We start from the raw sequence: 12,714 nt of genomic DNA, 5'->3' as shown, positions 1-12,714 counted from the left end.
CGCCTTGTTGGGCATTCGACCCAGCTCTCCTCTGCCCCATCACCTGACTCGGAACGGCTTGCGCTGTAACCGGCGCACGTCTGCTGTCTGTCGTCGCCCCATGTGTCGCCTGCTTTGCGAACGTTCATGCGCTCGCCAGCAGGCTGTTGTCGTCTGCCGTGTCAGTAGAGAACCATCATGAACACCAAGTGTTACCGGACCGTCTTTAATGCCGTGCGCGGCATGCTTGTGGCCGTCGAGGAAACGGCAACGTCAGCAGGCAAGGGACGCCACGCGGGCTCGCGGGCTCAGGGAGCAGTCGGAGTGGCTGCGACGGTGGCACGCTTTACCGTGTTGCCATTGGTCTTTGGCACGTGGTTGGCGGTGGGCGTGCCGGCGGCTGTGTACGCGCAGGTGGTCGCGGCTCCAGGCTCCGGCGCGCAAGTCGTGCAGACGGCCAACGGCTTGCAGCAAGTGAACATCGCACGGCCGAACGGCAGCGGCGTTTCACTCAATACCTACTCGCAGTTCAATGTTCCAAGCCAAGGGAACATACTCAACAACAGTCCGAGCCTGACACAGACGCAGCAGGCGGGTTACATCAACGGCAACCCGAACCTGTTGCCCGGCGGCAGCGCACGCATCATCGTCAACCAGATCACCAGCACGTCGCCGACCACCATCCAGGGCTACTCCGAGGTGGCTGGGCAACGGGCAGAGGTGGTGATAGCCAATCCGAATGGCATCACGGTCAGCGGGGGCGGCTTTATCAACACAAGTCGAGCGACGCTGACGACAGGCGTCCCTGTCTTCGGAGGAACCGGCAGCCTGGATGCGTACCGCGTCACCGGTGGCCAGATTTCCATTCAGGGCGCGGGCCTGAACGCGGCCAATGTGGACCAGGTGGACCTGATTGCCCGAGCCGTGCAGGCCAATGCAGCGGTCTATGCCAACACCTTGAACGTGGTCGCCGGGGCCAACCAGGTCGACCGCAACACCTTGGCCGCCACGCCGATCGCGGGCACCGGCGCCGCCCTGCGCTTGGCATTGATGTGAGCGCGCTGGGGGTATGTACGCCAACAAGATTCTGCTCGCCTCAACGGAAAACGGGGTCGGCGTGTCGCTCAAGGGCGTGACGGCCGCGCAGGCCGGCGACCTGACCCTCACGTCTGCGGGCCAACTGATCCTGGCCGGCACCACCAGCGCTAGCGGAAACGTCAATGCCAGCGCGCACGGTGACGTAACGAACTCGGGCGCGACGTATGGGGGTGGTGCCGTGTCGCTGGCCAGCGACGGCACGCTGACCAATTCGGGGGCGCTCGCCGCGCAGCAAGGCCTGTCCGTCAATGCGGGCGCGGTGAACTCCACCGGTAGCATGGGTGCCGGCGTCGCGCAGAACGGCACGGTCACGCAGGCGGCTGACCTGAACGTGACGGCCAGCGGTGCACTGTCTGCCTCGGGCACCAATGCCGCCGGCGGCAACGCGACCTTCCAGGGTGCAGGTGTGAGCCTGGCGCACAGCAACACCTCGGTGAACGGGAATCTCGCGCTCAATTCTTCGGGCAATGTCGACCTGACTGGCTCGTCCACGCATGCTGGTGGCGCGCTCAATGCCAACGCCGCAGGCGCGTTGGTCAACGATGCCGGCCACCTGAGCGGCAACGGCCCGGTGCAGGTCACAGCCGGTAGCGTATCCAATGCTGGCGGCCAGATCGTGAGCCAGGCCGCCGTGGGCGTGCAGTCCACCGGCGCGGTGAACAACACGCAGGGTACGGTCCAAGCCGGAGGGGCGCTCGCAGTCTCGGGGGCCACGATCGACAACACGGCCGGTCGTCTGGTCTCGCTCAATGCCGATGGCCTCACGGTCAACGCCGCCACGTCGATTACCAATGCGGCTGGCACGACAGCCGATGGCGCGCAGGGTGGCGTCATTGGCGGCAACGGCGCCGCGAACCTGACCACGCAAACACTCACGAACCACGGTCAGATCAGCGCGGCGACCGATGCCACGCTGAACGCATCAACGCTGGACAACAGCAACGGCAGCGTCACGGCGGGTCGCGCACTTGCCGCGAATATCAGCGGCGGTGCCGTGACCAACCAGCACGGCACGCTGTCCGCCGACACGACGAACGTCTCCGCAGGCTCGATCGACAACACCGGCGGCACGATTGAAGGCAACCAGCTCGCGCTCACGACCACCGGCAATCTCAGTAACCAAGGTGGCGCGATCAAACAGTACAGCCAGGCGGACACCATGCTGCAGGTCGGTGCCGCGTTGGACAACACAGGCGGCACGATTGCAGCGAACGCCCAGAACCTCACGGTCAATGCGCAGACGGTGACCAGTGACGGCGGCAAGCTGCTGCACTCGGGAACGGGTGCGCTTTCACTCACCAGCTCCGGCGCGTTGTCGAATGTGGGCGGTCAGATTCAGACCAACGGCGACCTGACGACGCGATCGGCGTCGCTCGACAACACGCAGGGCAGCGCCTCGGCGCAGGGCGCCACTTCGGTCACCACCACGGGAGACCTGGCCAACACGCAGGGTTCGCTCTACGGCCAGACCGGCCTGACGCTGGCCAGCGGTGGCCAGCTCGACAACACCAAGGGATCGGCCCAGACTTCCGGGAACCTGTCGGCCACGGCCGCCGGCGCCCTGCAGAACGGCCAGGGCGTCATTGCAGCCAACGGCGCGCACGGCACCGCATCCGTGTCGGGTGCGAGCATCGACAACACGTCCGGCCGCCTGGTCAACGCGGGCGACGGTGCCACCACCGTCACGGCCGCCACCAGCCTCAAGAACGATGGCGGTGCGCTGGGTGGAAATGGGAACGTCACGCTGAACAGCCAGACCCTGTCGAACACGAACAAGGGTACGGTGGCCGCCGGCGCTGCTCTGGCGCTCAATACATCGAGCCAGATCGACAACCGCGGCGGCCTGATCTATGGCGCCCAAGACCTGGTGCTGAACCAGACCGGTGCCACGCTGGCCAACGACGGCGGCTCGCTACAAGGTGGCCAGGATGCCAAGGTCAACGTCGCAACGATGACGAACGGCGGCGGTAACGTGCGAGCCAATCGCGACGTGTCGGTGCAAGGCGGCGTCTCCGGTGACGGCGAAATGACGGCCGGCCGCAACCTCACCCTGCAGGTCACGGGTGACTACACGAACGGCGCGAACAACCACCTGCGCGCGGACGGCAACATGTCGCTGTCGGCCACGGGGACGCTGACCAACAGCGCGACGTTGGGTGCCGCCGGCAACACGTCCGTGTCGGGCGCCAACATCATCGACACGGCGACGGGTGACATCACCGGCACCAACACCACGGTCACGGCCACCAACACGATCAACAACGCCGGCCGCATCGAGGGCGATTCCGTCCAGACGAACAGCCCGACGCTGACAAACACGGGCACCCTCATCGGGAACCAGGTCAAGGTGCAGGCCGATGACGTGACGAACTCCGGTCCCGCTGCGTTGATCGCAGCCGCGCAGGACCTCAAGGTGTACGCCAACAACTCGGTGTCGAACCTGGACGGCGCCACGATGTACAGCGCCGGCAATCTGCAGATTGCCAAGGACGGCGTGCGCGACCCGAACACGGGCATGTTGATCCACCAGGTCGGCACGCTCACCAACCGCTCGGCGGACATCGAGGCGGATGGGGACATCGACATCGCCGCCAAGGTGGTCAAGAACACGCGCACCAGCATCGTGACGGCGCCAGGCACGCCGACGACGGCCAGCCAGACGCTCACCACGTGGTATGCAGGCTTTACCGGCCTGGACATGAATTACCACCAGAGCATCACCTTCCCGAGCTGGCGCTGGAGCGGACAAAACGCACCGATCAGCGCGAGCCTCACCTATGCGCTGATGCAGCCCATCACGGTCACCGTCGACAAATCCACGGTCACGTCGCTCAACACGACCGGCAAGACGCTGTCCTTCACGACCTCGCCCATCGAGCAGTACCAGAACCCGTACGGGCCAAGCTGCGACACCAGCGACCCGGCCTGTAACTATCAGCCGATCCTCACGCGCTCGATCACCAGCAACCCGACGCAGTACTACCAGTCCATCACGGACAACGGCAGCACCTACTCCATCACCTTCTGGCCGGACTGGGACCCGAGCAAGAACCTGCGCCCGGATCAGGTACGCGTGCGTTACGACCTCGGGATCGATCAGCGCGATTACAACGAGACGCAACGCACGTCCGCCACGACGACCACCACGGACCAGCTCGTGTCGGCCAGTGCCGCAGCGCGGATTCGGGCGTCAGGCAACATCCGCATCAATAGCGACGGCGGCTCGATTCTCAATGAGTCGTCGACCATGGCGGCCGGCGGCAACCTGGTGCGCTCGGCGGTTGGTGGCTCGGTTGATGACAAGGGCACCGTCCTGCAGCAGAGCACGCAAACCACGGAGACGTCGACCTTCTACTGGCACCAGAAGACGGGCGGCGACCAGGACACGCAGGTTGTGCGTATCCGACCTCGCCGGTGGCCTCCACCACCGTGGACGCCTTGCCTGCCATCGCATCGTCCAACCAGGCGGTGCAGACCAACGCGCAGACCATCAACGTCACGACTGTGAACCGCGTGGGCGAGACGGTGACGGGCAGCGGCGTTGCGGGGTGGTGGTGCAACAGGTACTTCGGTCGCTGGCGCTTCCGGGCAGACGACGCAACACCAGACGCTGGGCACCGCGTCCGGCGGCATTCCGAACCTGACGCTGCCCATCAATGGCCTGTTCCACTTCCAGACCGCGCCTGGGGCCACGTACCTGGTGGCGACCGACCCACGTTTCACGCAATACACCAAGTTCATCTCCAGCGACTACATGCTGGGCCAGCTCGGCCTCAATCCGCAGACCACCGAGAAGCGCCTGGGCGACGGCTTCTATGAAGAGAAGCTCGTGCGCGACCAGATCACGCAGCTCACAGGGCGCACGTTCCTCGCCGGCTACAGCGACCAGCTCACGGAGTACCAAGCGCTGATGGATTCGGGCGTGAAGTACGCCAAGAGCTTTAACCTCGCCCCGGGCATTGGCCTGACCGACACGCAGATGGCGCAGCTCACCACCGACATGGTGTGGTTGGTGTCGCAGGATGTGACGCTTCCGGATGGCTCGCGTCAGACGGTGCTCGTGCCGAAGCTCTACCTGGCCCAGGCCAACGCGGTGGATCTGAATTCCACCGGCGCGCTGGTGACGGGTAAGGCGGTTGGATTGGTGGCCACAGGGGATGTGAAAAACAGCGGCCGTATCGTTGGCGATGTGGCGACCCAGGTGCTGGGCAACAACATCGTCAACCAGGGCACGATCGGCGGGGCTGGCAGCGCGACTAGCGTGCAGGCACTGCAGGACGTGCGCAACCTGGGCGGCACCATCACTGGCCAGAATGTGGGCGTGGTGGCCGGGCGCGATGTCATCAACTCGGCGCAGCTCATCTCGAACCTCAACACGGTCGGGCCGAACAATTACATGGCGGGCGCGACAGGCATTGGCGCGGTGGGCACGATCTCCGCCACCAACAATGCCACGGTGGCCGCAGGGCGCGACATCAACATGCAAGCGGGCGCAGTCGCGGCGGGCAATACGGCGACGCTTGCCGCCGGCCGTGACCTGAACCTGGGCACCGTACAGACCGGCACCACGCAGGATGCCGTCTCGCGCGGCGGGCAGAGCTACTCGCACGACCAGACCACGACGAACGTGGGCAGCACCGTTGCGGCTGGGCAGAACGTGGTGGCGGTGGCCGGGCGCGATGCGACGCTCACCTCTTCCACGGTACAGGCTGGCAACAATGCCAGCGTTGTTGCTGCGCGTAATGTGACGGAGACGGCGGCGCTCGATACACACGCACAGCGAAGGCTCGCTTGGCGGCACCGCCCAGTACACCAAATCGTCCTCCGACGAGATGGCCAGCAGCAGCGCCATCCAGGCGGGTAACAACGCGACGCTCGGCGCAGGGCAGACGCAGGCCGTCAATCAGGTCCTGCAAGCTAACGGCGTGGCAGCGGTGGCCAATCAGGGGCCTGGCAATGTGGCGGTGCTCGGTTCGTCCGTCACCACGGGCAACGGCCAGGCCAAGCTGGTGGGTACGGGCGACGTGACCATTGGCGCGGTGACGGAGAAGCACACGTCCAACTCCTGGTCGGAAAACAAGCACTCCGGCTTCCTGTCGTCCGAGCAGACCACCAAGGTGCAGAACACCAGCAGCACCAACGCGGTGGGCTCTTCCATCTCCGGCGACTCGGTGACGGCAGCGGCCGGCCACGACCTCACGGTGCAGGGCTCGACCGTGGCGGCCACCAATGACGTGAACCTGCAGGCCGGCAACAACCTGACGGTGACGACGGCGCAGAACACCAGCTCCAGCTACAACTTTGAGCAGACCACCAAGTCGGGCTTCGGGGCGATGGGCGGTCTGTCATACGGCAAGCGCGACCAGAAGGACACGATGAACGACAGCGCCGAGTCGCAGACCGCCAGCATGGTCGGTAGCACGGGCGGCAACGTGAACATGACGGCCGGCAATGCACTGACGGTGACGGGCAGCCAGGTCATTGCGGCCAAGGACATCACCGGCACCGGTGCCGATGTGACGATCCAGGCCGCGCAAGGTAGCACGCACCATGACGAAACGCACGAGGTCAAACAGAGCGGCGTGTCGGTCGGCGTGGTCGGTGGTGCGATCGGTGCGGCCGTGGGCGCCGTGCAGATGGGCCAGAACGCTGCGGCCAGCCAGAGTGGCCGCGCGTCGGCGCTGTGGGGCATTGCTGGGGCACGCGACGCCTACGACGCGGGCAAAGCACTTGCGTCGTCCGGCGGCGATCTGACCTCCGGCGCGGCCGTGAGCGTGTCGTTCGGCACCAGCCAGAGCAAGCAGACCATGACGGACGATGGGACCCAGCACACCGGGTCCTCCGTCACGGCCGGCGGCAAGGCGAGCTTCAACGCGACCGGGGTGGATGCGAACGGCAACAAGACCGCCGGCGACCTGAACATCGTCGGCTCGGATGTGAACGCCAAGCAGGTGGCGCTCTCTGCCAAGCGTGACGTGAACATCGTATCGGCCACCGATACGGACGAGAGCCACAGCCGCAACGAATCGAGCAGCGCGAGCATTGGGGTGCAGGTGGGCAGTTCTGGTTTTGCGGTCTCTGCCTCGGCCTCAAGGCTAAGGGCAACGCCGACAGCACGAGCGTTACGCAACTGAACAGCCACGTCAACGGCAGCGATTCCGTGCGGATCGTGTCCGGTAACGACACCAACGTGCTGGGCGGCGTTGTCAGCGGCGGCAAGGTGTCGGCCGACGTGGGCGGCAACCTGAACCTGGCCAGCCGTCAGGACACCGCGCAATCGAACGCCAAGCAGGACAGCATGGGTGGCGGTCTCACGATCGGCACCGGCGGCGGATCGGCCAGTTTCTCGGCAAGCCACGGCAGCGCCAACGGCACGTATGCCAACGTGACGGAGCAGTCCGGTATCAAGGCAGGCGATGGCGGTTTCGACATCAACGTCAAGGGCAACACGGACCTCAAGGGCGCAGTGATTGCGAGCACCGCCACCCCGGACAAGAACAAGCTCACCACCGGGACGCTCACCTGGAGCGATGTGCAGAACCACTCCGACTACAGTGCGGACTCGTTCGGCATCTCGGGTGGGATGGCCAGCGGCAACCCGGTGGGCCAGCCCATCACCGGCAATACGTCGGGTAAGAACCCAGGCGGTATCAGTCCGATGATTCCGCAGAGCGAGAGCGGCAGCCAAAGCGGTGTGGCACAGGCCGCCATCTCGCAGGGCTCCATCACCATCACGAACAAGGATGCGCAGAGGCAGGACGTAGCGACCCTGACTCGCGACACGTCGAACACCAACACCACCGTTGGCAAGAACCCGGACCTGAACAACATCCTATCGAAGCAGACGGACATGATGGCGGCCGCACAAGCTGCCGGCGAGGCCGTGGCGAAGACGGTGGGTGATATTGCTGGAGCAAAGCTCACGGAAGCTAACCAGCGGCTCGCTGCAGCGGATACCGCCTACAAGCAAGATCCGTCAGATGCCAACAAGGCGGCACTCGATGCCGCTCAGGCGGATGCAAAGGGCTGGGCCGAGGGCGGTGACTACCGTGCTGCTCTGCATATGGCAGGCGGTGCACTGATCGCGGGACTGGGCGGAGGTAACGCCTTGGCTGGCGCCGTTGGCGCGGGTGTGTCGTCCAAACTGGCCCCGCAGTTGCAGGAGCTTGGCAAGACGGTGGCCGGAGGTGTGAACACGGGCAACGCTGATCTGAATGAGACGATCGGGAACCTGGCTGCAAACATCGCGGCAGGTGGCATCGGTTTCGCGGTGGGTGGTGGTTCAGGCGCGGCAACGGCAGCGAACGTTGACCGCTTCAATCGGCAGTTGCACCCTGACGAGCGCCAGTGGGCCAAGGACAAGGCAAAAGACTTTGCAGCCTTTTACCAGGACAAGACCGGCAAGGCGATCAGCCCAGATCAGGCCGAGAACATGCTGCTGGCCAACGGGTATCGCCTCGTCGACGACAAGGCGAGCAAAGGCCCAGGAGGGGATGCAGTTGCTGTCGCCTTCATTGGCCAGTATGCAGGCAGTCTGTTCTCCGCCACACCTGCGGAGCGGGCTACTCCCGGACCGCTTGGGACGCCGGAACAAAAGGCTCTCCCGGGGTCGACGGCCAATCCAGCAGCCGGCTTGACGGTTGCTGCCGGCATCGTGACTGCTGGCCTCGCGCCAGAACTCATTGCAGCGGGTGCTGCTGCGGCTAAGGCCTGCTTGGCCAACCCGGTGCTGTGCGTAAATCAACTCGGTATCGCGGCTGGCGAAATCACCGCAGGTGGGGCGATGCCGGCAGGGACGGGCGCCGCTGTAACAGCTATCGCTGGCAAGGCAGCGGCTGAAGCAGCGGCAGCAAAGCTGAATAACTTCTATCGGGACGGCGCGCCTCCGGAACTCATTCAGCAGACATTCAATCAAGCGGCTGTAAGTTCAACGCATAATGCCAATGCATCTGAGGTCGTGCTTGGGAAATACATCTCGGGTAGTGCCGATTCTTATGAGGCGGTCGCACAAGCTCGTGGCTCGACGTATTTCTCGATGTCCGATTGGTCCACCGTGCAAGGGCAGTTGGGAAAGGACCAGATGTGGAACATCAACCAAGCGTTTCTAGATCAGCAGATTGCGCAAGGGAAAACTTTCCTCTTTACATCCAATCCGGCGAAGGTGGATGTGGGCAGCTATACATATCAAGAGTACAGCCACCTGATTGGAAGTGGCTATCAAATCGTTCCAGAACCATCGGGATACTATCGTGCAATTAGAAAATGATTTCCCAAGTTTCCAAAAGCTCTACGAGGTCGTCTATGCCTATTACAAGGAGCATGGCGACAGGCACGTGAGTATTTTCGATGACCAACGACCAGGAAACGAGGGAAAGTACTTCGTACGCTTTTTGGTGGACCGTCGACATGTCGTCGAGTATGCGATTGTTCAAGATCGAGGAGTTTGCCTCAGCGGCGTTTCTCTTGCGATTGGACCTCATTATTTCGGGGCAGCGGATTTTTGGTCCTACGAAGCTAGTCGGCGCTTCAAGCTGGACGCCAGCACAGACGCAGTGGTCCACAATTTAGCCTTGCTTGACGAGTTCTGGGGTTACTCGGACGCCCTCAAGCACGCATACGGAAACAGGCCATAGGAACTACGGTCGAGGGATGAACCCTGTCCCCCAACCTAAACTGGCGTACGCCTCCGCGTGAGTGTTAGAGAGAATGAAATACAACAAATCTCTGCCGATGGCCCTCGGTGCCATCGGCCTTCTGCTGCTGTCTCCCTGTTCCGTATTTGCGCAGGCGTCGCCCAACCAGTCGGCCGCAACTGCCAACGCCGAACAAGAGCAGCGCCTGCGCCAACAGCAGGAAGCCCGCGAACGCGAGCAGGCCCTGCAGGCGCCGACTGTCCGCGCGCAGCAAGCCGAGCCGGTCGAGTTCCCTGAACTGCCGACCGAGACGCCATGCTTTCGCATCGAGCGTTTTGAACTGGAGGCGTCGTCAGACCTGCCTGAAGCGGTACGCACACACGGCGCATCTGCACTCCCGCAAGACCCGTTTGCTTTCGCTCGCGCCTGGCTCGACCACTACCGTGGCCAGTGCGTCGGCAAGCAAGGCGTGCAGATACTTTCCAAGGGCGTCTCGCAAGCCATCCTCGCACGCGGTTACGTCACCACGCGCGTGCTGGTGCCGCAGCAAGACCTGTCGGGTGGCGCCCTGCGGTTCGCGCTCATCCCCGGCACCATCGGTCAACTACGCTTTGCCGATCCGAGTGTGCGCGGCACCTGGAAGTCGGCATTTCCGGTGCGCTCTGGTGACCTGCTGAACCTGCGTGACCTGGAGCAGGGCCTGGAACAGATGAAGCGCGTCGCCAGCCAGGACGTCGACATGCAGATCGAACCGACGCAGGCGCCTGGCGTGAGCGATGTGGTGATATCGATCAAGCGCACCAAGCCGTGGAGCGTGGTCGCCTCCGTCGACAATTCCGGCACGCGCGCCACCGGCAAGGTGCAGGGCAACGTGAGCCTGTCGATCGACAACCCCACGGGCCTGAACGACCTCTTCAACGTGGGGTACACCAAGGACCTTGACTACAGCAACGATGGACACGGCACGCGGGGCTGGAATGCGTTCTATTCGGTGCCGTGGGGTTATTGGACCGGCACGCTATCCGCCTACGCCAGCGACTACTTCCAGCAGATCGCGGGCGTGAACCAAACCTTCGTGTCCGCCGGCAAGTCGCAAACCATCGACCTCAAACTACAACGCGTAATCGAGCGCAGCCAGAACGATGTGCTTGGCGTGCAGTTCCGGCTCTCCAGGCGCTTCGGTAAGAGCTTCATCGAGGACACGGAGATTCCCCAGCAGCGGCGCAACAACACGATCGCCGAGGTGGGGCTAACAGACCGCCATTACTTCGGCGCCGCGCAGCTCGATGCCAACCTGGCATATCGTCAAGGCATCGGCGTGCTGGGTGCCCAGGACGACACGCTTGCGGATGGCAGCGGCCCGACCTGGCGCTACCACATGGTGGTGGCCGATGCGAACCTGTCCATACCGTTCAAGATCGCATCGCAGAACCTGCGATATGTCACCACGTTCCGTGGGCAATACACCCGGGACCACCTCTATTCGCTCGACGCGCTGACGATTGGCAGCCGCTACACGGTGCGCGGCTTTGATGGTGAGAACCTGCTTGCAGGGGACTACGGCTTTTACTGGCGCAACGAGCTGCAAGCGCCCATCGGGAACACGGGCCTGTCGCTGTACGGCGGCGTGGACTACGGCCACGTCTATGGTCCATCGACCGCCAACATCATTGGTCGGCAACTCGCTGGTGCGGTGATTGGGTTGCGTGGCGGCTGGGCGACGCGCTTCGGCTCGCTCTCCTACGACCTGTTTGCCGGCACGCCGATCTACAAGCCGGCGGGCTTCACCACCGCGCGCATCACCACGGGTTTCCAGGTGACATATCAGTACTGATATGTCACCGCGCCTCGGCGCAATCGTACGCAGGCGGTCACGCATTTACATGGTCCGTTGATGAAGCACTCTCGGCACAGGATTCCACTGTGGAATTCCTTTGATCTGTAGGGTCGTTGGTTTGGAAAATTGACTGCGTAGCGGTGGCTGCGCAAAAGTAACCATTGTAAGGAACCCATCACGATGGACACAGCTCGTGACAAACGTACACTCGCCCTCGTCGAGGCCGAGGAGCTTTGGAGTATGGCCACGGTTGCGACCGATGGATTCATCTGCCGGGGATGCGAGACTCAGGTGTTCCCAGCGTCGTACGACAAGTCACGGAACAAGAAGCGCCCGTATTTTTCTCTGGGGCCCGTGAACAAGCACGAGTCCGGCTGCGACGTGGACGGCGAGGAAAAAATCGTCAAGCGTGCCAAGAAAGAACGCGTAGGCACGCCGGAAGGATTTCCTTTACCGTTTCCGAGCAAGCTGACGTTCTCCGATGACCGACCGGTAGTGCCTGGAGGTGCCGGCGAGTCGGAAGGGCAGGTGAGATACAAGAAGGAGGCGCAAGCGGGTACGAGGGCCGTTTCGGGCAAGCATCACGGCCACACTGTAAAGACTGTCCGGCCCGCCTGTCGCGCTTTCATGAACTTTCCCTTTGACCGTGGATATCTTCCACTCGCGATTCCGGACGTTCCTGGAAACACTTACGCCAACGTGTTCTGGTACTTAGGTAGCAAGAAGCCAGAGTTTCTCAAAGCACCCAAGCATCTGTACTACGCGGCGATTCGCTGGACGGTGGACCCGGTCATCACAGAAACTCACTGTGAGCTGACGCTCAACGCAGGTGAGTGGGATAAGGAAGCCAACGGCTACAAGAGCCTCTCGCGCGTCCGCATTAATTGGTCCCATTGGAGCCAAGCGCGTCGCGATTCCCTCATTAGGGAGTTCGAGGCAACCCGTGAGGAGGCAGCAGAAGAGTTTAGGTCGGATAGTCAGACCAAAGGGTGGATTTTCTTCGTCGGCGTCCAGGACTCCGTTGATCCGGAAATCTTCCTAGTGGATGACTATAGGCTCATTTGCTGCCTGGCCGCGAAGATGATCTGGCCTTCGAAGAAATGACCGTGGCCCTGGGGCTGCAGCACACTCCCTTGCGTGAATCTGCATGTGTGAGTGGAGTGTATG

3 protein-coding genes and 1 pseudogene are annotated in these 12,714 nt (G+C 63.1%); all 4 read left to right on the top strand.

The genetic code is table 11. The annotated features are described in order from the left end of the window. Nucleotides 1-177: 177 nt before the first annotated feature. Nucleotides 178-8,422, top strand: a pseudogene (locus OWR21_RS12540) (hemagglutinin repeat-containing protein); the annotation flags it as partial. A gap of 904 nt (nt 8,423-9,326) precedes the next feature. Then, nucleotides 9,327-9,710, top strand: coding sequence for a hypothetical protein (locus OWR21_RS02035; RefSeq protein ID WP_332394482.1), 384 nt, complete (start codon nt 9,327-9,329; stop codon nt 9,708-9,710). A gap of 73 nt (nt 9,711-9,783) precedes the next feature. Continuing rightward, complete coding sequence (locus OWR21_RS02030) at nt 9,784-11,544, top strand: ShlB/FhaC/HecB family hemolysin secretion/activation protein (protein ID WP_332394481.1); 1,761 nt, start codon at nt 9,784-9,786, stop codon at nt 11,542-11,544. Nucleotides 11,545-11,727: 183 nt separating this feature from the next. Next, complete coding sequence (locus OWR21_RS02025; protein WP_332394480.1) at nt 11,728-12,651, top strand: hypothetical protein; 924 nt, start codon at nt 11,728-11,730, stop codon at nt 12,649-12,651. The last annotated feature ends 63 nt before the right edge of the window (nt 12,652-12,714 follow it).

This window comes from Ralstonia sp. 1B3, from assembly GCF_036631435.1.
Note: the sequence above shows the minus strand (reverse complement) of the source record. Positions and strands in the feature narration are given on the sequence as shown.